Source organism: Gracilimonas mengyeensis (assembly GCF_900182705.1).
GTDB lineage: Bacteria > Bacteroidota > Rhodothermia > Balneolales > Balneolaceae > Gracilimonas > Gracilimonas mengyeensis.
This window is the reverse complement of sequence record NZ_FXTP01000008.1, coordinates 96,483-119,866: the sequence shown is the minus strand read 5'-3', so window position 1 is coordinate 119,866 and position 23,384 is coordinate 96,483. Positions and strand designations below refer to the sequence as shown.

General features: G+C 45.3%; 15 protein-coding genes. 10 read left to right on the top strand and 5 right to left on the bottom strand.

The features are described 5' to 3' along the window. Positions 1–9 precede the first annotated feature (9 nt). Entirely contained in the window at positions 10–1,638 is a 1,629-nt protein-coding gene (locus tag FN815_RS10340; protein WP_142454567.1) for a M28 family peptidase, read from the top strand. A 354-nt stretch (positions 1,639–1,992) separates the two neighbouring features. Here the strand turns inward: FN815_RS10340 and FN815_RS10335 are convergent, their stop codons facing one another. The 3 genes from FN815_RS10335 to ftsY all read right to left on the bottom strand — a co-directional run bounded on the left by FN815_RS10335 (position 1,993) and on the right by ftsY (position 9,099). Beyond that, on the bottom strand, positions 1,993–3,645 hold the full coding sequence (locus tag FN815_RS10335; protein ID WP_142454566.1) for a M20/M25/M40 family metallo-hydrolase: 1,653 nt from the start codon (positions 3,643–3,645) through the stop codon (positions 1,993–1,995). A gap of 766 nt (positions 3,646–4,411) precedes the next feature. Further along, the gene (locus FN815_RS10330) at positions 4,412–7,339 is read right to left on the bottom strand and encodes a CHAT domain-containing protein (protein WP_142454565.1); all 2,928 of its coding nucleotides are present in this window, start codon (positions 7,337–7,339) and stop codon (positions 4,412–4,414) included. Positions 7,340–8,145: 806 nt separating this feature from the next. After that, on the bottom strand, positions 8,146–9,099 hold the full coding sequence (gene ftsY / locus FN815_RS10325) for a signal recognition particle-docking protein FtsY (RefSeq protein ID WP_142454564.1): 954 nt from the start codon (positions 9,097–9,099) through the stop codon (positions 8,146–8,148). Positions 9,100–9,274: 175 nt separating this feature from the next. Here ftsY and FN815_RS18905 point away from each other — a divergent pair, with 175 nt between their 5' ends. From FN815_RS18905 to FN815_RS10315, 3 genes are all read left to right on the top strand, one after another. Beyond that, positions 9,275–9,421 carry a hypothetical protein gene (locus tag FN815_RS18905; RefSeq protein ID WP_185957260.1) on the top strand — a complete coding sequence of 49 codons (147 nt, stop codon included), beginning with the start codon at positions 9,275–9,277 and terminating at the stop codon, positions 9,419–9,421. A gap of 540 nt (positions 9,422–9,961) precedes the next feature. Continuing rightward, complete coding sequence (locus FN815_RS10320; RefSeq protein WP_142454563.1) at positions 9,962–10,495, top strand: hypothetical protein; 534 nt, start codon at positions 9,962–9,964, stop codon at positions 10,493–10,495. Continuing rightward, positions 10,482–11,456 carry an IS1595 family transposase gene (locus FN815_RS10315; protein WP_142454562.1) on the top strand — a complete coding sequence of 325 codons (975 nt, stop codon included), beginning with the start codon at positions 10,482–10,484 and terminating at the stop codon, positions 11,454–11,456. Before FN815_RS10320 ends, FN815_RS10315 begins: the two co-directional genes overlap by 14 nt. Here the strand turns inward: FN815_RS10315 and FN815_RS10310 are convergent. Next, positions 11,453–11,962, bottom strand: a complete 510-nt coding sequence (locus FN815_RS10310) for a hypothetical protein (RefSeq protein WP_142454561.1) — start codon at positions 11,960–11,962, stop codon at positions 11,453–11,455. The two genes, FN815_RS10315 and FN815_RS10310, sit on opposite strands and share 4 nt — an antisense overlap. 356 nt (positions 11,963–12,318) lie before the next feature. Here FN815_RS10310 and FN815_RS10305 point away from each other — a divergent pair, with 356 nt between their 5' ends. From FN815_RS10305 to FN815_RS10285, 5 genes are all read left to right on the top strand, one after another. After that, positions 12,319–16,056: a BamA/TamA family outer membrane protein gene (locus FN815_RS10305; RefSeq protein ID WP_142454560.1), complete on the top strand. Its 3,738-nt coding sequence runs from the start codon at positions 12,319–12,321 to the stop codon at positions 16,054–16,056. Between the two features lie 672 nt (positions 16,057–16,728). After that, positions 16,729–18,429, top strand: coding sequence for a DUF885 family protein (locus tag FN815_RS10300; protein WP_142454559.1), 1,701 nt, complete (start codon positions 16,729–16,731; stop codon positions 18,427–18,429). Between the two features lie 209 nt (positions 18,430–18,638). Next, on the top strand, positions 18,639–20,606 hold the full coding sequence (locus tag FN815_RS10295; RefSeq protein ID WP_142454558.1) for a TPR end-of-group domain-containing protein: 1,968 nt from the start codon (positions 18,639–18,641) through the stop codon (positions 20,604–20,606). A 35-nt stretch (positions 20,607–20,641) separates the two neighbouring features. After that, positions 20,642–21,229, top strand: a complete 588-nt coding sequence (locus FN815_RS10290) for a Pycsar system effector family protein (RefSeq protein ID WP_142454557.1) — start codon at positions 20,642–20,644, stop codon at positions 21,227–21,229. Positions 21,230–21,539: 310 nt separating this feature from the next. Then, the gene (locus FN815_RS10285; RefSeq protein WP_142454556.1) at positions 21,540–21,728 is read left to right on the top strand and encodes a hypothetical protein; all 189 of its coding nucleotides are present in this window, start codon (positions 21,540–21,542) and stop codon (positions 21,726–21,728) included. 288 nt (positions 21,729–22,016) lie between these two features. On the opposite strand, the gene FN815_RS10280 is transcribed toward FN815_RS10285, so the two are convergent. Beyond that, positions 22,017–22,610, bottom strand: a complete 594-nt coding sequence (locus FN815_RS10280; protein ID WP_142454555.1) for a CDP-alcohol phosphatidyltransferase family protein — start codon at positions 22,608–22,610, stop codon at positions 22,017–22,019. Positions 22,611–22,672: 62 nt separating this feature from the next. Here FN815_RS10280 and FN815_RS10275 point away from each other — a divergent pair, with 62 nt between their 5' ends. Then, positions 22,673–23,251 (top strand): NUDIX domain-containing protein, encoded by a 579-nt coding sequence (locus tag FN815_RS10275; protein WP_142454554.1) that lies wholly within the window; start codon positions 22,673–22,675, stop codon positions 23,249–23,251. Positions 23,252–23,384: the final 133 nt, after the last annotated feature.

Below are 23,384 nucleotides of genomic sequence, written 5' to 3'. Positions count from 1 at the left end.
CTTATCATTATGACTAAACATGTATTGTTAGCAGCTCTGCTGCTTGTTGTATCAGCCTGTAGTGCCACGCAGAAAAGCGCCCAAAATGACAGCACCATCTATTCTTTTTCCCAGAATATAACTGAACAAAGCTTATACAATGATTTGGCAGTATTGGCTCACGATTCCCTCCAGGGCCGTGAAACTGCCACTCCGGGAGAAGAAAAAGCAGCAAAATTTATCTCTGATAGATACGAAGAGATCGGGTTACAGCCAGGCAGCGACGAGAATACCTGGTTCCAGTCTTTTGACTTGATACAGCCCACGGTGAATGGTTATGAGTATACAGTACACAGTATTTCCCGGGATAGCGTAATAAGTTCAACAGCGTTTACTAAAGAAAAAACCGCTGATTTTGTAACTATTTTTGGAGGCAGCGATCGACTGGAAGGCCCGGTCCATTTTGCCGGAACCGGGATGTTCAACCCGGGAGAGCAGGTTAATCATTTTCCTAAAGATGCTTCGGGAGCGTGGATTCTTGTGTTTTACGTAGAAGGCCAAACCAATATGCAGAAAGTACAGCAGGTGTTGTCTTCCGGGAAGGCATTGGGTGCTATTATAATGATAGGCAATGATGTGGAAGACTACCAGCAGGAGGCCGAAAGCAGGCAACAATATCTGGGGCAAGGCAGAGGTCTTTCATTAAAATACTTACAGGATAAATCGGGCTCTAATTCCCCAGCCTTTAATCGTATTCACCCCGAATTAGCTGCTAAACTGCTGGGTTTTGATAACACGGAAACCTTGATGGAGCTACAGCAAGATATATTGGACAGCCCACAAGCATTCATATCTCGTCCGCTGGATGTTTCACTTTTACACGATCCGGAGATCAATGAAAACCTGGTTCAATCCAAAAATGTATTGGGCTTTTTGGAAGGAAGTGATCCAACTATGCGGCATGAAGTAGTGGTGCTTAGTTCGCATTACGATCATGTGGGCGTTGGCGAACCTGATTCCACCGGCGATGCCATTTACAATGGGGCTGATGACGATGGCAGTGGAACGGCTGCCACCATTCAGGTGGCAGAAGCGATGATGGCTGCCAAAAAAGCCGGGCATGGTCCACGCAGAAGCGTCTTGTTTTTGAATGTGTCCGGTGAAGAGAAAGGCCTTTTAGGGTCGCGGTATTATTCTGATCATCCCACGCGTTCTATTCATAACACCATTGCCAACATCAATATGGATATGATTGGACGGGTAGACCCTGAACACGTAGATGACAGCAGTTATGTGTATATCATCGGGGGAGAAATTATTTCTTCGGCGCTGGATAGCCTCAGCCAAATGGCTAACGTGATGGGGCCAAATCTTACCCTCAGCGATCGCTACAACGATTTGGAAGATCCCAATCAATTTTACCGGCGCAGTGACCATTGGAACTTTGGCCGACTTGGCGTGCCTTTTGTCTTCTTTTTCAACGGGGTGCACGAAGATTACCACCGTCCCTCCGATCATATCGAAAAAATCACCTTTGGTCCATACACCCAGCGCACCCGGCTTATCTATAATTTAACCGCATTGTTAGCCAACTCTCCGGAACGTCCCAAGGTGGACAACCAGGAATTCATCGAAAAAACGCAGGCCGAGGCCCGGTAGAGAGTTATTGCTCCAGAATGGCGATGAGTTCTTTTTATAACACATCCAGAATGTTTATTTCAGGTGCTTCTTTTCAAGATGAGTTTTGAGCAGGAATTTCGATAACCGTTAAAAAGATAATGATGTACCATGCGTATGGGGCTGAATAGATTATACCCCGTTTGGGCTTAGTTACGGGGCGATTGTTAACATAGGGCCTTGCCCTATGTTGATGATTGTGCTCCTTCGGAGCTTTTCATTATATCCATATCAGGCCTTGTTAGCATAGCTTTAAACAAAAAAACTGGTCCAAGCGGGTGCTTGAACCAGTTTTAGTATTGAAAAATCGCAAGAGGGAAATAAAACAGCTAAAATTTACTGCTCAATACGTTCCAGCATGCGCAGACGGGTAGCTTCAAACTCGTCGCCGGAATCCCAGGTTTGCAGGTTTTCTGCATTGAGGGCACGGAAACCGGTCATGAAAAACAATCGCGTATCAATTTGAGCTCCGGTTAAATCCCAGTACTCATTGATTTCATCGTTGACGGTGTGATAGTTGGCATCGGCTACACTATCGCGGAGGGCGAGGAAGTTCTCCCCTTTGCCTACATACTCGGTTCCGGGGTTAGGGAAGATCGCAGGAATACCCACTTTGGCCATATTGAAATGATCAGACCGATAAAAATAACCGCGACCAGGATAGGGATCCGGTTTTACCGTACGACCTTGTTTTTGAGCTTCGTCTTCCAACAAATCGCTTAGACTGGTGCGCCCATAACCTACCACGACTACATCATTGGTTTGTCCATACACATTCATACCGTCCAGATTGATGTTGGCCGTCACTTTACCGGGTTCCACCGTGGGATTTTCGGCCCAGTATTGAGAACCCAGCAGCCCAACTTCTTCAGCGCTAACCAGTACCGCCAGCACACTTCGTTTTAAAATAGGCTGCAGCTCTTTATAACCCTCCATCATTTCCAATAAAGCTGCCACGCCAGCCGCATTATCCGAAGCACCGTTGTTGATGGAGTCGCCTTCAACCGGAGTAGTCACTCCAAGGTGATCAAAGTGAGCGGTGAGCATCAGGTACTCATCCTTAAGTTCAGGATCATTCCCTTCAATTTTCGCAATCACATTTTTGGATTGAATTTCGCGGTACTCGGCTTCCATGCTTACGTTCATGCTCAGGCCTTCTAACGGTACGGGCTCGAAAGCAGGGTCGTCGGCAGCTTCCAGTTGTTCCATGAGGTTCAGTCCGGCTTCCTCAAAAAGTAAGCTACTGGCATCTTGGGTTAGCCAACCATTGAATTCGGTGTTCCCGGCGCTTCCATCTTCACCTTGTTTCAAATAAAAGCGCTCGCGGCTCCAGCTGTTTGCAACTACATTCCATCCGTAGCCCGCTGTTTCATCGGTGTGAATAATCAATACCCCAAGGGCTCCCAGTTCTTTGGCCTTTTCATACTTGTAGCTATAGCGGCCGTAGTAAAGCCGGGCATCACCCCCAAAAAGGTCTTCGTCATAGGCCGGATCGCTGTTTTTTACCACCAGGATTTTGCCTTCCACATCGGTGCCCTTAAAGTCATCCCAATTTTCCTCTGGCGCCTGAATACCGTAGCCCACATAAATCAGCTCCGCGTTGCTAACATCCACCTCTTCCGATTGATTTGCAGGCCATGCCATAAACTCATCGAAATAACGAAGGTTGAAAGGAGTACGGCCATTGGTTGAAACCGACATCTCTGCATTGGAAGTGGATTGCCCTAAAAGAGGAAACTCCTGAACATACGAGCCATCATCGGCAGCGGGCTGAGCTCCTATTTCCTGTAACTCATTCACCAAGTAATCCACGCTCATTTGTTCACCTTCTGTACCGGTACCACGGCCCATGAAATCATCCGAAGAAAGAGTTTCAATATGCCTTAGCAGGGAATCTTTATGGATATCATTTGCAGCTTTTTGAGCGGGGTCTGAACTACAACTAATGAATAAAAACACGGCAGATAACGAGAGCAAAAATGTTTTCATGGTAAGCGATGAATTAGATAATTATTTATGAAAAGACGCCTAAAAATAGGACTCTGAAGTACAACAAGAAAGGGCGTAAAATGGTCTTGGTTAGTGAGCGTGGTTCGATGGATACAGATATCTTGAGGCGAACATCCCGACCTCCTCTGTCTCCTCCTTGGCAAGGAGGAGCACTCTGTTAAGGCATCAGGTTATATTAAACAACATAATCTGGAACAGGCCTCGAAAAAGTCCTCTCCTTATGAAGAAGAGGATTTAGGTGAGGTCGGAGTGCAGGGCTATGAACTATAGATAGGCAAAGAATCCATTCAGGTTGAATTACGAACTCCCAGGAATTCGAATTAATCAGCGGGGCCCAATTCACCATCCTGACCTCCTCTGTCTCCTCCTTCGTAAAGAGGAGTACTTTGCTAAGCCATAAGAGTTGTAATAAACAACAAATGTGGAACAGGCTTCGAAGAAGTCCTCTCCTTATGAAGGAGAGGATATAGGAGAGGTCAAAGTGCAGGGTTATGAACTTTAGATAGGCAAAGAACCCATTCAGGTTGAATTACGAACTCAGGAATTCGAATTAAGCAGCGGGCCCCAAATCCACTATCCTGACCTCCTCTGTCTCCTCCTTGGCAAGGAGGAGGACTCATTTAAGCCATCAAAGTTATATTAAACAACAAATATGGGGCAGGTCTCGAAAAAGTCCTCTCCTTATGAAGGAGAGGATTTAGGTGAGGTCTGAAACGAGGCTTTGAGCTCCAATAGAGCCCAAAACTCACTTCCCAACCAAAATAAAAGGAGCCCAGTACACCGGGTGATTGTAGTAGGGGTGATCAATCATAGCCAGTTTGGCATCGCGGAGGGCGTTGGCTTTGTAATCAAATAGCGGATGCTCGTGCCATTCCAGCCACTGCATGGTTTGCTCCCACAGGCCGTAATCTTCTTCCTGATGGGTGAGCATGTGTTCATAGAATTCCGCCATAAACACGGAAGTACTGCGGTCAAAAACGCTCCATAAACTCACCATCACGGATGAAGATCCTGCGGCCAGAAACGAGCGCTGCAGGCCAATTAAGCCTTCTCCGGTCACCACTTTACCCATGCCGGTGTTGCAGGCACTTAGTATCACTAAATCAGCATTCAGCCTCAGCTCAGCAATTTCACGGCTGTTCAGGTGACCATCTTCTCCGAACAGGGATTCCACATCGGCTTTTTTGGATAATAACAAGCCGCTTTGTGAGGGCGATTCTTCATTTACGCTTGCGTGGGTGGCAAAATGGAGGTAGCGGAAATCACTTAAGTCGTGGGACTTCAATGTGGCTTCTGTTACATCTTCGTTCTTCAGTATTTTTGATTTGGAGAAGTGTACGGAAATAGAATCTACTTCCAGCAAGGCAGAAGGCAGCGAAGCAAAAGAAGCCTCTGAACGTGACTCACTGACCAGGCCATCACCACCTTCAAAGCCGGACCCGGCAACCGCCAACAGATCAAAATTAGTGGTACGGTGGGGTTCTTTAATGAAGGGATAAATAGAGGCCGAGGGTAAATATTTAATACCAAAATCTTCTATCAAATAGCGATCCGTGTTGCTGAGCGCTTCGAAGGGCAAGAATATGAGCGGACCGCCCGGGATAATGAGCAGGTTAGAGATGTCAGCCATTATTTGCTGATTCAGATCAGGGATGATGGAGGCATGCAATTCCTCCCCCACTTTTTTGACGGAGTCGACCTGTTTCTTATGGATGATGGTTTCCCGCAGATGTTTAATCTTTTCAGTAATAAAGCTTTTAGCATCGGTTTGTCCGAGCGAATCGGTTACCGACCCGGAGATGGAGTTGTTGGTAATAAGCAGGCGAACCAGGCTATTCTCTGCAAAGGCATATTCCAGTAGGGCCGAGTTACGGTTTAGCATGTCTTGCACTTCCTCTAAGGCAATGGGGCGGGGATACTCAAAATTATGAAGTGCGGGATTGCTAACGTGGATTTCATTTAAGAACGTCTGATATTCAAACTCCAGGTCCTTCAGCTCGTCTTGTAATGCGGACCGTTGCTGTTTTGATTTTGCTTGTTCAATTTGCCGGTGAAGTCGGTCTATTTGCTTGGCGAGTTGTTGCTTTTTGATAAGAGTGGCTTCATCCAGGTTTTCATAAACCTTTTGTTGGGTTTCGGCCATCTCATCCATCAGTACGCGCGCTTTAGCCGCTTCAATTAAGTCGAAGGCTTTTTCGGGCTGATTTTTTTGGGTGATGTACCAAGAGGCCACTTCGTTATAAAACCCGGCATGTTCCCGGAAGAATCCGGAGCGGAAAGATAGCCCGGCTACATTGGTTCGTACGGAATCGATAAATGTGAAGGCTTGGTCGGCTAAAATAAAGGCGCTGTCGGATTGTAGGCGGTGATATGAGCGGGCCAGGTTTATGGCGGGACCAATTTTGCCGGTTACTGTTTCATCGGCAGATAACCGATAAGCCTTCCGGTATTCACCAAGACTTTCCCGAAGTTTCCCCTGCTCATAATACAGCTGTCCCCGCACAGTATGAAGCCGGCTTTGGATGCCCTTAAAGTTGTGTTTACGAGCAATTTCCTCAGCTTTATTCAAATGTCGTTTTGCCTCTTGGTGATGTTCTTTAATGATTTCCAGCTCTGCTTGGTCCAGGTACAGCATGGCGAGATCACGTGGGGCTTGGGCTTGGCTTAGCCAGTTCTGCGCTTCTTCATAAAAGGTCGTGGCGTTATCCAGGTCATTATTTTGGATAGCCACCCGAGCCAGGCGTCTCAGGGTATGACCAATGGAAACAGGTCGATCGGTTTGATAATTTGCTTCAAGGGCTTCGTTGTAATAGGCCAGGGCATTCTCATAATCTCCCGATTCTTCATACAAGCCGCCGATATTATTCAGGGTCTGGGTCATCTCATAGGGATTGCCCAGCTGCCGGGTAAGCTCCAGCGATTTGCGGTAGTAGATGATGGCACTGTCGCGCTTGCCCTGGTTTTCGAAGTTCCAGGCCAGGTTGTGGTAGGCAATATCCAGCAGGCGAGGTTCTCCCAACTGTTCGGATAAGGCAAGGCTTTGCCTGATATACGGTTCGGCCTGCTCATACAGGCCTAAATCCATAAGAGAAAGAAAAATACCATTCAGTACTCGAGAAAGGCTTCGCTTTTCATCCAGTTTTTCATATATCCGTTTAGCCTCATACTGATATTCAAGAGCCTGCTCATAGTTACCTGTTTCGCTGAAGGTGTACGAAATATTATTGTACAAACCGGCTATGTCTGAAGAATCCTGGCTGCCTTTTAATAATTCAAGTCCTTCTAAATAATAGTTCTGTGCTGCCTCATATTGCTCCAGGTTCCGGTAGGCATAGCCAATCGCTTTCTTGATAGAAGCTTTGTCTTCATTCGTTAGAACTTTAATTTTACGTTCATCCAACTCCAGTAGGATATCCACGGCCTCTTTTACTGCGCCCATTGCTATCAAAGTTGTAGCGTAATCTTTTTGAGTCATGGCCCACTTCAGGGAGTCTCCGTTTTGCAAATAAAGCTGTATGGCCTCTTTTTCTAACTCTGCTGCCTCAGTATAATTCCCATTAGAAAACTTTTCATCTCCGAGGGATATCAGGGAATCTGCAGCCGTGGTTTGTGCATACATATTGCCAGGCAAACCAATCAACAAAAGTAAGGTGATGATTACTGTTGAGCGCATGACGCGAAAAACTTTTAGGTCTTATTGCTAATTATCCAATATATAGTTTTTTTACGGTTTAACCCCAAATTAACGACAAGTCAATATGAATAAGAGATTATACGTAGGTTTTAGCCAAATGATGGATGATGGAGATAAAGATGACGATGATGGAGGCAAAGGCGGTTCCGGCGGCGGTAAAATAGACCCGGGTGCCTGAATGAGTATCTAAGTCAAAAGTTTATATTCAGTTTCCAGAGCTGCCCCAAAAAATTCATGCTTTTAGGAGGGTATGTTTTTAAAAGGTAAGCCAGTGAAATTACTCAATCTTATAAATGAGTATGATAAAGTCGCCCAAGGGTGGCTTTTTTTTGATCTAAATTTCAGGCTTTTCTACACCCCCCTCTCCTCATTCCTCTCCAAGGAGAGGAAATGCTTTGGTTATTTTTACGGCTCGTGTACGTATTCTTTGCCCTTAGCTATTCCAGTTTATTAGGACTAGTTCAGATTGGTTTTATTTAAAATCGAATGTTCTAAAGAATCTTCCCCGCTTGGGCGGGGATTGAGGGGTGGGTTAAATGGTGTCAGTGTCCCAATATTATCAGCAAGCCAGATGCTTCTCTAAAAATACTTGGGCTGTATCCTGCAGATCCTTCACTTCGTTTCCTTCACGGTGTTCAGGAAATCTCCGTTCAGGATGACGGTGCCTATTAATACACCCCCAACCGTCCTTCAGGCGGACATTGCCCTTCGGCGCCAGATGATTAAATCGTACCCACCACCAAATCACTAAATCACCAAATCACTAAATCACCATATCACAAACCCTACTCTCCAAAAAGGGCATTCACAAAATCGGCGCGGTCAAATACCTGCAGGTCTTCAATTTGCTCGCCCACTCCAATGTATTTTACAGGCACGCTGAGTTCGTGAGAAACTGCAATTACAATGCCACCTTTGGCGGTGCCATCTAATTTGGTGAGGGCCAGCCCCGTGATGTCCACCGTTTCGGTGAAAGCTTTGGCTTGCTGCATCGCGTTTTGTCCGGTGGAGGCGTCCAATACCAGAATCACTTCGTGGGGAGCGCCATCTACCACTTTGCCCATCACGCGTTTAATTTTGGCCAGCTCTTCCATCAGGGCTTTTTTGTTGTGCAGGCGCCCGGCAGTATCAACCAGGGCCACATCGGTGCCGCGGGCCTTGGCGGCAGCTACCGTATCGTAAGCCACGGAAGCGGGATCGGCATTTTGGCCTTGCTGTATGATGGGCACATCCGCTCGTTCACTCCAGATCTTCAATTGATCAACGGCAGCAGCGCGGAAGGTATCGGCGGCACCCAGCATTACTTTTTTGCCAGCTTTCTTATATAAATGTGCCAGTTTGCCGATGGTGGTCGTTTTGCCTACCCCATTCACCCCAACTACTAAGACGATGTGTGGTTTTACGGGAAATTCGGCATCAAACTCGGCCGGCTTATCAGGAGCGTTATCTTCCAGCAGGTGTACAATTTCTTCGCGGAGCATGGCCTGCAGTTCATCCTGCGTCACATATTTATCACGCGCCACCCGCTCTTCAATGCGCTTGATGATCTCAATGGTGGTAGACACGCCTACATCCGAGGTAATCAGGATTTCTTCCAGCTCATCCAGTACGGCATCATCCACCTGGTCTTTACCCACAAAGGCTTTGCCGATTTTATTCAGCAGTCCGTCACGACTCTTCTCGACACCTTTGTCGAGCTTTTCTTTTTTCTTGAGGCCTAATTTTTCGAGAAATCCCATATAAAAAAACTATGCGTTAATACTCTTGTGCTTACCAAAAGCCGATTTGTCTTGATATCATTTCATTGTATAAAGTCCGGCAGGCAGGGCAAACAGGTGCAATTTACACCGCCCCCAAATTTACAGTCATTGAAGTACTAAAACCAATACCCACTTATTTTAATTATATGGGGTGATGAAAGAGTACAAATTACCTGAAAAAGCACAGGGGCAAGAATCAGAAAAAGCCGGTTTTTCATGGACCGGTTACTCCGCTTCTGGATATGCAAAAAATCAGAATATTATTTATTTGCTGCGCGAAAGTGCTTTTAAATGGCTTTGAATATTAGAGGAAGAGTTCTTTTAGCGTACCACATGAACGTATGTTATAAATCATTGAAGTTACTCAAACAGAGATAAGGCTACGATTACTTACTATTAGTTATACAAAAGAAAATAGATTTGGTCGAGGCACCGGTTCCGCCGTATATTGGGAGCAGTTATTCAAAAAACAAGCCCACGGAGGCAATCCGAAGGGCTATTTTTATGTCTTCCCGTTACTATCGTTTTAACTTCTCTTCTCTTTTAAGCAGCAAACATTTGCCGCCGCCAATTTCCCCGTTCGAAGTTCAAGATTCGATATTCCTTGTTGGATGTTCTATCCTTCTTCTGCAATCCTTCAGTTTGAAGTAGTTTGGCAAAACAAAACTCCTCCCCATTCAGGGGATTAGCCTTTCTGTTAGCTCATTTATAAGAAGTCTACCGTAGATAAAACGGAAATGAGGATTAATCCTCCAGGTTTATTATCCGGACTTATGTACTTATTGGCTATTAACGTGCGCAAGAGTATTTTAGGGTTATTTAACTCTAAAACCTCAATGCCATGTCCAAAAATGAAAACAGTAACAACCTAAGCTTAAAGCAATTTGCAGTATTTATAGCTGGCGTCTCAATTACATATGTCACCAGAGTCGAGTCAGTTATAAGCTTTATGCAGCAAATGAAAAATTCAGATATAGGAGTAACTATTATGAGTGTTTTTGAAGCAATAACACCGATAATTATAGGAATTATTTGTTGGGGTATTTATTGGATGTACTTAAAAGCTAAGGATTGGTTTCAAGCCCAACTTGATAGAATTGAGGATTTGGAAAATGAAGCTTTTATGAATAAAGGAGAATCAAGAATGGATAGGGTTGAAAACCATTTATTAATGCAGAAATCGGTCAATAGACGGGTAGCCGAGCATATATCCAATATTACTGATGTTGACCTGCCCATCATTTTCAATAAATGCGACGAGAAACATAAAGAGTTCATCTTAGAAAAGGGCAATAATAAACTTAACAATGACCAAGTGAACAAAATCTACAGAGAATTTCTAAGCTCAATAAATACATTCCATGAACCTAATTGAAGTAACCTCAAAATTTCCCGATGAACTATCCGCAACCAAGCACTTTGAGCAAGCCCGTTGGGGCGACACGCCAACGTGCGCTTACTGCGGATCGGAAAAGCTAAGCAGGCGAAAAAAAGACCACCGCTTTACCTGCCTGAAGTGCAATAAGTCCTTTAGTGTTACCGTGAATACCATGCTTCACAAAACCCGCATTCCACTGCGCAGATGGCTTATAGCCTTCTCACTGGTTACCGATGCGAAGAAAGGCGTTCCCGCTAAACAACTGCAACGCAACTTGGGAGTAAGCTATAAAACCGCTTGGCGAATGGGCATGAAAATGCGAAAGCTGATGTACGACCCCGCCCAAAAGTTAGATGATGTAGTCGAAATGGATGAAACCTATGTAGGCGGTAAACCCCGAAAAGGCGGGTATCCCAATTTTACTAAAAAAGATAAAGCCTATTACGACCGAGCCATTACCCAACTGGAAGCCGAAGACTTTGATATCTCGGAAGGCAAACGAAAAAAACCATGGGTTCCCAAAGGCATGGGGCACAAAACAATTGCCGACCGGAAAACGCCCGTAGTCGGGATGGTAGAACGAGACGGAAACGTTATAGCCAAAGTGATGAAGACCATTTCTGCCAAAAAGCTGAAAGCCATGGTGGAAAAGAATATTGATGAAGAAGATTCGGTACTCATTACCGACAATCACAAAGGCTACAACAAAATGAACCGTATTATTGACCACATCAAGGTTGACCACCAAAAGATGTACTCATACCGAGGCATTAACACCAACACCATTGAAAGCTTTTGGGCGATTATAAAGCGGGGCATTATGGGGCAATACCACAAAGTGTCCGTGAAGTACCTGCCCGATTATATCGCCGAATTTGTCTTTAAATACAACAACCGAAACAAGGATGATATGTTTGAAACCTTAGTAACCAACGCTATGAAGCAAAAACAAAATTAATCACTAAAAATGCGTTTAGATACCTCATTTCGTAAAAGATACCCACTTGTGATAAGTAAAATACCCCATACAATCTCAATGGGAATTTTATCTAATACACCTAAAACAATCATAGCAGATATGACCACCATAAATAAAGCCCTGTCAATCCAGAACATTTTGAAGTGGGTGTCGATTCGATGTTTTTCTTGGGTGAGTGTATTGTTCGATTCTGTTGCTTTCATGTTGGTGTATTCATTTATGGCATTTTGCGCAACTGTGAGCAGGTCTTTTAATTCTAAAACGTTTTTGTTGACCTGTTCAATATCAGTTTCAGTTTTTACTGGTTTATCATCCCCGTTCATACGCGCCTCTATTTGGTTACCATTTGAATACATCCCAAATATGCGCGTTTGACGGGTTAATTTCCAACTCAACAATAACAAGCACATGTATAAACACCTAACACCTTCATCAAAAACGCTATGAAACCAAACGCACGCACCCGTAATAGCCAATAAGTACATAAGTCCGTTATTATCGCATAAAAAAGATGATTAGATACACATTAAAATAGATTGAGTTATTATTAACTGCTATTAGTTATACAAAAGAAATCAAATTTGGTCGAGGCACCAGTTCCGCCGTATATTAGTGACAGTTATTCAAAAAACAAGCCCACGGAGGCAATCCGGTCGGGCTATTTTTATGCCTTCCTTTCACTATAATTTTCACTTCTTCTCTCTTTCGATTAGTAAAAAACCAGCCTCATCCAGTGCTCTATATTCGAAGTTCAAGATTCGATATTCCTTGTTGGATGTTCTATCCTTCCCTTTGATAGTTTATATCAACAAATTTGCTCATCCTTGGGTAATTTCCGGTTATGAAAAAAATCCTTTCCGCAATATTATTGTCTTTGCTGTTGGTTTCATGTTCAACCGACCGGCTATTTATTGACGCCGAGCAGAATGAGTCTCGCCCGGAAACTCCGCCTCAGGATGAAGAAGTTATCTATCAAACCTTCCTGATAGGCGATGCAGGAGCGCCCTCACTGGAAACTCAGGAGCCGACACTAAAACTGCTGCAATCCTTTTTGGAGCAAGCTGAAGAAGAGAGCGCCGTTATTTTTTTGGGGGATAATCTGTACCCACGCGGATTGCCTGATTCCACTCATCCACGCAGAAGTTATTACGAGCAGCGTCTGACTGAACAGCTCGACATTGTTGATAACTATCCCGGGCGCGTACTTTTCATTCCCGGAAACCACGACTGGAATGACGGCGAAGAAGTCGGGCTGGAAACCCTGAAAAGGCAAGAGCGATTTGTAGAAGCCTACCTAAACCGGGGCAACACCTTTTTACCGGACAGCGGCTTTCCAGGTCCCGTTACTTTCAAACTGATGGATGATAACGAACACCCTCAGTTGCGGGAAGACATTCGGCTGGTGGTGCTGGATACCCAGTGGTGGCTTCACAAACACGAAAAGCCATATGGCGATACCGGCGAGTACGAGCTCTTTGATGCCGGGGATGTACTCATTGAGCTGGACGATATTCTCAAAAAACAGCGGAATGATCATTTGATGATAGCAGCGCATCATCCCATCATAACCCATGATAACCACGGGGGCTATCAGCCACCGTCCGTACACCTGAAACCCCCAATATTTGGTTCGTTTTATGCTTTGTATCGCCGGGCTTTTGGTAAGGCACAGGATGTGAATCATCACGGATACGCAAAAATGGCGGGAGAACTGGAAGATCTGTTTAACCGTTACGAGTTGGAAGACCTGATTTATGCCTCTGCTCATTCCCACAATCTTCAGTATCACCGCAAAGAAGATTCCGATGGCAACCTGCATTATCTCATCAGCGGTTCGGGTTCCAAACAGAATTATGTAGCGCAGGGCCGGGGCGCGGCATTCAGTTATGCTGGTCGTGGTTTTATGAGCGTAAAGTATTATACCGACGGCTCCATTTGGATGGAAGCCTGGGCGCCTGAAGGGGATGGCTCAACAGGCAAACTCATATATCGAACCCAGTTAAAAGAACCCTATGAAGACGCTTTTGAGGAAAATCAGGAAATACAGGAAGTGCCGGATATCGACTACACCGACAGCACCAAAGTGATGGCTGCCAATGCCGACTACAGTGGCAAGAGCAGGCTGTTTGAGTGGTTTGTAGGCGCCCATAACCGGGATTATTGGGTTATAAAAAATGAGTTCCCGGTGTTTGATGTGACTGAAAAAGAGGGCGGATTAACCCCCGTTCGGGTAGGTGGAAAAGGGCAATCTACTACGCTGCACCTGGAACGCGAAGACGGCCGGGATTACGTGCTGCGAACGCTGGATAAAGAAGCCGGTCGTGTGTGGGATGAGGAGCTTCGCAAGACCATTGCCCTGGATGTAGCCCAGGATCAGTTTTCCATTATCAACCCGTACGCTGCGGTAATCATCCCGCCCCTTGCCGATGCTATTGGTACTTTTCATACCAACCCGGAATTGTATTATGTGCCCCACGATCCCATGCTGGGAGCTTATACGGAAGATCTCAGTGGCGAAGCGGCTTTATTTGAAGAGCGCCCGAACGGCGACATGAGTGATGTAGAAAGCGTGGGTTATTCCGAAGAAATCCTTAGCGAAGTGGAATTACTGCGTGAGCTGGACAATGATATCGATCATCGGGTAGTGCAGGATGATTTTGCCCGGAACCGTCTGCTGGATATGCTGCTGGCCGACTGGGACCGTCACGGCGACCAATGGCGCTGGGCTTCTTTTGAACCGGAAGATGAACAGGGCAAATTGTATCGGCCCATCCCACGCGACCGTGACCTGGCTCTGATGCGCATGACTGGACTTTTGCCTAACATTGCCAAGGTGCTTGGCCCTTTCAAACAATATCAAAATTTCAGCGAGAGCTATGGAAACCTGAAGGGGCTAAACAACAATTCTTTGTCCATTACACGGCGCTTTACCAACCAGCTTACCAAAGAAGAATGGATAAGCATTGCTGAAGAGATTCGTGATGCTTTAACCGATGAGGTGATTGAAAAAGCCGTTCGGAATTATCCCGATCCGGTATTTGAGGAGTTTGGTGATCAAACGACACGCCTGCTAAAAATCCGGCGTGACGAGCTTCCTGAAATAGCAGAACGATATTATGGATTGATTTCCGAAGTCGTATCCATCCCCGGAAGTAACAAGCGGGAACAGTTTGAGGTGGAGATTTTAAGTGAAGAGGAAGTGCGGGTGCAGGTTTTCAAACTTTCAGGCAAAGGAGAGTTAAGGAAGCAGTATTTCGATCGTGTATTTCATACAAATGAAACCAAAGAAATTCGACTTTTTGGGATGGGTGATGACGATCGGTTCATCCTGAAAGGAGATACGGATAATGACACCGAGTTTAAAGTGGTAGGCGGTTCCGGCGGGGATGAATATCATGACATGACCCAAAAAAATGGATGGGCTAAACAAGTCGCTATTCATGATACGCGGCAGGGAAATACGATTGTTACAAACGACAACGCGAAGGTAAGTTTGGCAAATATCCCCGAAAATGTGCGCTATGATTACAAAAAAGATTATCGCTGGAACGCCCTGCTGGCAGGCTTGTATTTTGAGTACAATGGCAATGATGGACTTTTTCTGGGTGGAGGGCCGGAGTTTATTCGTCATGGTTTCAGAAAGCACCCGGCTTCCCGGCATTTTGTACGGGCGAACTATGCGCCTGCAACCGGTGCCGCCAACATTAGATATGACGGCAAGTGGTATCAGGCCGTTGGAGACTGGCGGGTACAGGTAAAAGGTGAGTTCCTTTTTCCCAAGAGTTACAAGAACTTCTTTGGGTTGGGCAACGAAACCACTCTCGAAGGGCGGTCGCTGAACTACTACAGGGCCCGGTTGTACCAATATGAGGTAGAGCCGAAGATGGTAATCCAAAGAAATACCCTGGAGTTTTATGGAGGCACACGCATACGAGCTACCAATGTTGATCGTGATCCAGATAACATCGTGTCCGATCCCGGCCAAGGTTTGCCCCGCGGACAGTTTGACGAGCTATGGTTTGGCGGTTTCCTGGCAGGACTTACTTTTAAGGATCTGGATGACGGGCAAAATCCCCGTACGGGCTATCGCTGGAGCACCGAGGCTGAACACAACATCGGGATGATCAACACCGAAGAACAATATGCCCGCATACAGTCGGAATTGGAGCTGTATGTTTCACCACGCCTCAATCCCCAAATAACTTTTGCCAACCGAACAGGTGGGGCGCATAATTTTAGTGAGTATCCGTTTTATGAAGCCAATTCTCTTGGCGGAACCACCAATTTGCGAGGTTATAACAGCCGCCGGTTTTCCGGGCGTGGTTACCTCTTTAATAACACAGAAGTCCGGTTAGAGCTTTTTGATTTCTACCGGTACCTATTGGGCGGTAAGGTGGGCATCAACGGCTTTTTTGATACCGGGCGGGTTTGGGTAGAAGATGAATCATCCTCCCTGTGGCATACCGGTTATGGAGGCGGCATCTGGTTTCATGCTTTTGATGCGTTTTTGTTGAATGCTAATATGGGATTCTCTGAAGAGGGGCATTTGCTTACTATTAAGGCCGGCTTTTTGTTTTAAGTGAGTTTGTTTTGGCGTGAAAGTAGGCAGTACAGCAATTATTCCGAGATGCACAGCCAGTGCGAAAAGTATTTTAGCGTGAGTCTGCCATAAGGAATCAATTAAACATGCCATCAGATCCATTCAATTACAGTAAAAAGGGAAGAAGTCAGGTAACTTGATCGCCATTCTCTAATGGTCCCCGAATGGGGACAAATAAGAATAGCCCGGGGTAAATCCACGCAAGTGGATGCAACCCTGGGTTGGCTATCCCATAAAGAAGAACCCGAGAACTGTATGATGTAGAGGCAGGAATATTTACCGAGGGTTGGGCAATCAGATCCTATAGGGAGGGAGTGCCAAAGCTTCGCCAGGCAAATTTACCCCTCTTGTCAACGGGGCGAAGCTTAGCTCATTTTGTTCTATTCCCCTGGGTTGCGCCTGTTCGCTCCCCTCAAGCTAGGGAGCTACACAGGCTTACCCGGGGCTATTCTTGTTTAACCCCATTCGGGGTTTCTCTCTTCGGACTTGTCATCGAAATGTCTAATGGAATGACTGTAGACCTTTGGGGTAATCGGCCTGCTATTGCTTCATCAAATTAAGCTTGAACAAACTACACATCTTTACAAATTGTGGATGGCAACTTTTCCGTTCATTGCTTTTTATTAGAGGTAACCAACCAATCATTCCGATATGAAAACCTTTCTTGTCCTATTCTCCTTTCTGTTTGTGAGTTTGCCAGTGGTGGCTCAGCAACCTATAGCTGAGAAGATTACGATGTATGAAGCAGATCATGGAGCCCTTAACCGGAAATACTCGGTACAGCCATCCGACGAATATTTTGAGCGTTTCGATCGTTTTTATGCAGGCTGGCTGACAAATTTAGAGTCGGTTGATTTTGAAAACCTGAGTCGGGCTGAACAAGTAGATTATTTGCTGTTTAAGAACGAACTACAACGTTCGGCTTATTTTCTGGAGGCTGAGGAAGAGCGTTTCGCAAAAATTGAAGCTTTCATCCCAGCCAAAGATAATGCTATGGCTTTCATTAATAAACGAAGGGTAGGCGATTCGATGGAAGGTAAAAAGGTTGCTAATTGGTTTAGCGCATGGACGGAAGACATTTCAACAGCACAGAGCAAACTAGAGGCTCATGGAATGCTGACCAAAAGAGAGGCTGGTTTTTTGGGAGAAGCGATTGAAGAATTACAGCGGGCTGTTGAGGAGGCATATAAATTTTACTATCAGTACGATCCCGATTTTACCTGGTGGGTTGAAGAACCCTTTTCTAAATGGGACGATTCGCTGGAGGAATACCAGGAGTTTGCCTCCAATCAGTTTGATGCCGAAAAAGAAGCCGTGGATGAAAGTGGTATTGTAGGCACGCCCATTGGAGAAGAGGAAATAAATCGGCGCCTTTCCTTTGAGATGATTTCTTACACACCACAGGAGCTGATTGAAATAGCGAATGAGCAATACCAGTGGACCTACAACGAAATGCTAAAAGCATCTCGCGAACTTGGTTATGGGGATGACTGGAAAGCCGCCCTGGAATATGTAAAAACCACTCACGTGGAGGCCGGAGAGCAACCGCCGCTGGTAAAAGAACTGGCCGAAGAGGCGGTAACTTTTTTAGAAGAACGTGATTTGGTGACCATCCCTGAACTGGCTAAAGAAACCTGGCGCATGGTAATGCTAAGCCCCGAATGGCAGAAGATAGCCCCTTTCTTTTTAGGTGGTGAGGTGGTGCGCATCGCTTATCCCACCAACACTATGACGCAAGAAGAAAAGTTGATGAGCATGCGCGGAAATAATCCACATTTTTCCAAAGCAGTGGTTCATCATGAATTGATTCCCGGCCATCATTTGCAGCAATTTATGAATCAACGTTACGAGACTCACCGGCGGCTTTTCCGCACGCCTTTCTGGACGGAAGGCTGGGCGTTGTATTGGGAGTTTGTGCTATGGGAAAAAGAATTTCCAAACAATCCCGAAGACAGAATCGGGATGTTGTACTGGCGTATGCACCGGGCTGCACGCATTGTGTTTTCGCTCAATTATCACTTGGGCAATTGGTCACCCCAACAGTGCATTGATTACCTGGTAGACAAAGTAGGGCATGAGTATGCCAATGCCGAGGCCGAGGTTCGGCGCTCTTTTGAAGGTAATTATGGCCCGTTGTACCAAATTGCTTATATGGTGGGCGCCATGCAGTTTTATTCTCTGCGAATGGAATTGGTTGATTCCGGGATGATGAGTGAAAAAGAGTTTCATGATACCATTCTTCATAATAACAGCATTCCTGTAGCCATGGTGAAAGCTTTGCTTACAGAAAAAGAGCTGAGTCCGGAATATCAGTCATCATGGAAATTTGGAGATTACATTCAAGGAATGTGAGGAAGCAATTCGGGAAACGAATAGTGAGAGAAAAGTGCTATTTATGCGTCCGGCTTAATGGCAATAAAACAACAGAACTTAAGTCTGTTTTTGCCGTAAAGGTTCTGGTTTTGATATTTATTCTAACAAGTATATGAATACGCCAATAATTGCTTAAATTATTGGCTTACAACTTTTTTCATTTCATTCACTAACCCACCGCCATAATTATGGCACAAGAAAATAACATACGACTGCTTGCTGCAGTCATGTTTGCAGATATCGTTGGATACTCAAAGATGATGCAGCAAGACGAAGAGAGAGCAAAAGCACTTCGGGATCGGCAGCGGGCTATAATTGAAGATTATCTGCTGAAATATCACGGACAGGTGATGCAGTACTATGGAGATGGAACCCTGATGCTGTTTGGCAGTGCCCTGGATGCGGTAAACTGTGCTCGTGAAGTTCAATTAAAATTAAAGGAAGACCCTGAAGTTCCGGTACGTATTGGAATACATGTGGGAGATGTGGTATATGATGACGAAGGCATTTATGGTGATGCCGTAAACATTGCTGCACGCATTCAATCGCTGGGAATTTCGGGATCTGTGATGATCTCCGGTCGGGTATTTGACGAAATCAAAAATCACCCCGGTATTCGGGTAGAATCATTTGGTGAGCATGAACTCAAGAATATTTACATCCCCGTAAACATTTATGCACTTGCCGATAAGGGCCTCAGTGTTCCCGATCAAAACTATATACAGGAGCTTACGGGTAGTATCCAAAAAAGCATTGCCGTATTACCCTTTAGCAATTACAGCTTTGAGCCGGATAACGAATATTTCAGCGATGGCATCACAGAAGAAATTATAAACGCCCTTACCAAAGTCAAAGACCTGCGGGTGACTTCCCGCACCTCCGTGTTTGCCTACAAAAATGTGAATAAGGATATCCGGGATATTGGAAAAGAATTGAACGTGGCGACTATCCTGGAAGGAAGCGTCCGTAAGGCAGGCGACCAAATTCGGGTGACGGCACAGCTGGTGAGTACGGATGACGGCTTTCACATCTGGTCAGAAAATTTTGACTGTGAACTGAAAAATATCTTTGCGGTTCAGGATGAAATATCCCGCAGAATTGCGGAGAAACTGGAAGATAGTCTCAGCCTGCAAGACGACGCCAAACTGTATGAATCACCCACTCAGAATGTGGATGCCTACAATTACTACTTGCAGGGGTTATTTTACTGGAACAAGCGTACGCCGGAAGCCGTGCACAAAGCAATCTCTTATTTTGAAAAAGCCATAGGCGAATGCAATACCTACACGAACGCTTATTCCTATCTGGCCAACTGTTACACCTACTTGGGAACTATAGGCCATATGCCTGGAGCTAAGGCTTTCACAAGAGCTGAGAAGAATGCCCTCAAAGCCATTGAAATAAACAACAGCCGGGCGGATTCATACATTGCGTTGGGCAACGTTGATTTATTTTTTAAATGGGACTTTTATGCTGCAGAAGCCAACTTCCGGAAAGCTATTACCATTGAACCTAACAGCAGCGAAGCACGTCAGGCTTTTGCTTTCTATAATTGCATCATTGGCCGGTACGACAAAATGGTAACCCAGGCCGAAGCGGCAGTAAAAATTGATCCGCTTTCGCTACCCGCGCTGATGCAACTGGGACGAGCATACTGGACGATTGGAGATTACGAAAAGGCTCTCAATCAGTTCAATGAGGCCCTAGAGTTAGACCCAATGTTTCGTTCGGCCCTGGAAGGTAAAACCATGGTGTATATCACCCAGAAAAAATATGACAAGGCCTTACGCACCACAAAAAAATATACCAGGATGCTGGATGGTAAATACAAAGGAGGTTCCCAATTAGCTGTTATCTATGCGCTGTTGGGAGACCGTGAGCGTGCTGAGGAAAATCTGGAGTTAATTAAACTCAGGGATAAGGAAAAACCACATCATAATTTGGCCCTTGATTATGCAATGGTGTATGCTGCTATGAAGGATTATGACAGAGCATTCGAATACCTGGAAGAAGCGGTACGGCTGAAGCTGGGATCCGTGTTGCTTATAAAGACCTTACCAGTAATCAATAATTTGAAAGATGATGCGCGGTTCCAGAAGCTTATAGATAAAATTGGTTTGCCCAAAGAGAAAACCAGCCGTGTGAAAGCGGTATAGAATTTCAATAGAATAATTTTAAAGCTACAAAACCAATGTCAGCCAACGACACAGCCGATAACGACGACAAAAAATTAGGATCACGCAAGCGGGGGGTATCCGATATGTTCCGGACCTCCTATCGTACGCATGTTGAATTGAGTGGTATTGCGGATAACAAGTCCAATATTCTTATCAGTATCAACGGTATTATTATATCCATTATCATTGCGGCCATTTCGCCAAAAATTGATTCCAACCCCTGGTTGTTGATACCAACATCCATCTTGCTTATAACTTGTTTAGCTTCGTTGATTTATGCTATTCTAGCTGCGCGCCCACGGGTGAGTAAAGAAAAAGTGACCCTGGAAGATGTGCGGGCCAACCGTTCTAATATTCTCTTTTTTGGCAATTTCTTTAAGCTGAGCCGGGAAGATTTCGTGATCGGCATGGAAGAACTGATGACCGATAGCGAACGGCTTTATGACACCATGGCCCGCGACTTATATGGTTTGGGCTCCGTCTTGGCAGAGAAATTCAGGCTGCTGCGTATCGCCTACAACTTGTTTATGGTAGGGTTGGTACTTTCGGTAACCAGCTTCATCGTGGTGTATGTGCTGGTATCCGGCCCAGGTGGCTTTTAGGCGATTTTTTGATTCTGTTATAAGAATTATTTCTTGTAAGGGTACTTTGCTTTCAAGTCATTCCGCACGTATCGAATGCGAAGATGCGGGATCTCCAATTTTCGATATCCAATCTTTTTTAGGAGATCCTTGGTCTGAGCCGGGGATGGCGAGGTTTTTGTGGATGGAAAGGTGGTTTTAGAGAATTAGTCCCCCTCCCGGTCTTCGCGAGGAGGCCATTTGTTTAAATTGAACTACAATTTCTTTAGACGAAACGATCTCCCAAACAACGCTCAGAGGTATAATCCGGGAAATTGCTACCGACACTAGTGTGCAGCACAGGCTCGGTATTTGCTCCCATACGGTCGCTGAATACTTCGCAATTGTAGATGTTAGATATTTTAATGACCATTTTCTTACCGTCCCCGAATGGGAACGCACATCAATAGCCCAGGGTAAATCCACGCAAGTGGATGCAGCCCTGGGTTGGCTACCCCACAAAGAAGAACCCGAAGCTTAGATGGTATTGAGGCATGAATGGCTGCCGAGGGTTGGCCGACCAAAGCTTTTTGGGGATTGATTGCCAAAGCTTCGTCGATCAAAGATATTCCATCCGCTAAGGGGCGAAGCTTGTTTTTCTTATTCTCAGAACCCCGGGTTGCGTCTGTTTGCTCCCCGCAAGCGGGTAAGCCTAAACAGGCTTACCCGGGGCTATTGTTGTTTGACCCCATTCGGGGTTTTCTGACAAAATTATGTCCTCGAATTATCTAACGTCTATAGCAATGACGTGTTTTATATCGAACCCAGGCTAATTAAACTCAGCCCCGCTCATAATCAACCGGTAGCGGTTAAAATAATCCACCCATGAAATCACCATCAGGGTTACCGAAGAGGCCATCAGGAAGAGATGCACGTTTTGGGCTTCAGGAAAAAAGAACACCGCGATCCAGTATAAGGCCAGTACATTCACTGAAATCTTACCTGACATGATAGCCATAGCCACTTTATCGTATTTTTTCTTGATGTAGTAAGAACCCACCATAATGGAGATGTCGCGTGCCATGGCAAAAAGCAGGAACCAAAGGGGGATCCAGCCAATCCAAACGGTGTAAATAAATAAAACCAGGGCACACAACTTGTCGGCAACCGGGTCAATCATTTTACCCACTTCTGAGATGGTATTAGTTTGGCGGGCAATGAATCCGTCCAGATAATCCGAGAGCACGCCGTATAGAATAAGCGCATAAATGGCGTTATTCACTTCAAAATCATTATGATAGTGAATGTACACAATTGGGAAGGCTACCAGGATCCGTGAAAAAGACATCATATTGGACCAAGTAAAAAACCGACCTGTTACCTGTACCTTTTTTCCGTCAATATTTTTTGTGGTTGTGGCCAAAGCTTGTTTTTATTTGCGATATTGCGCTTCAAATTTACAGTCCTTAAGTCTCTAAAACCACCATGAACGACCACAAATTATTGGTTGAACACAAGGAAAGCTCAAAAGAAGTTTTTAACGGCAAGCTGCTCCACGTTTTTTATGATGAAGCCCGCCTGCCCGACGGCAGCACTTCATCCCGCGAATGGATCAAACATCCTGGCGCCTGTGCGGTAGTTCCGGTGTATGAAAACGGCGACATCATGCTTTTAAGGCAGTTTCGCTACCCCGTTGGCCAGATTTTCTGGGAAGTGCCTGCCGGTAAAATTGATGCCGGTGAAACCGAAGATACCACCGCTATGCGTGAACTGGAAGAAGAAGCGGGAGTTACAACAGGTGACTATGCATACGTAGGACATTTCTACCCAGGCATCGGATATTCGGACGAAGTGATACATATCTATACCGGCTGGAACCTGGAATCTGTTCCTCAGAAAGTGGATGAAGATGAGTTCGTTACCCGCCACCGCATCCCATTTTCGGAGGCTATTGAAATGGTACATACTGGAGAAATCAATGATGGTAAAACTGTGATCTGTTTGTTACGGGCCTGGCACTGGTGGCAGCAAAATCAGCCGAAAGACATTTCTTTTGAAGGATAAGACGATATCCCAAAAGTTGTTTTTGCGACAAGTATGTGTAATCGGTAAAAGTCATCTTCACGCCGGCTTATTTTTACTAAATATTGTTAGAATTTTATAGCCGTAGTCGTAAGGGAAACATATTGGCATTAAA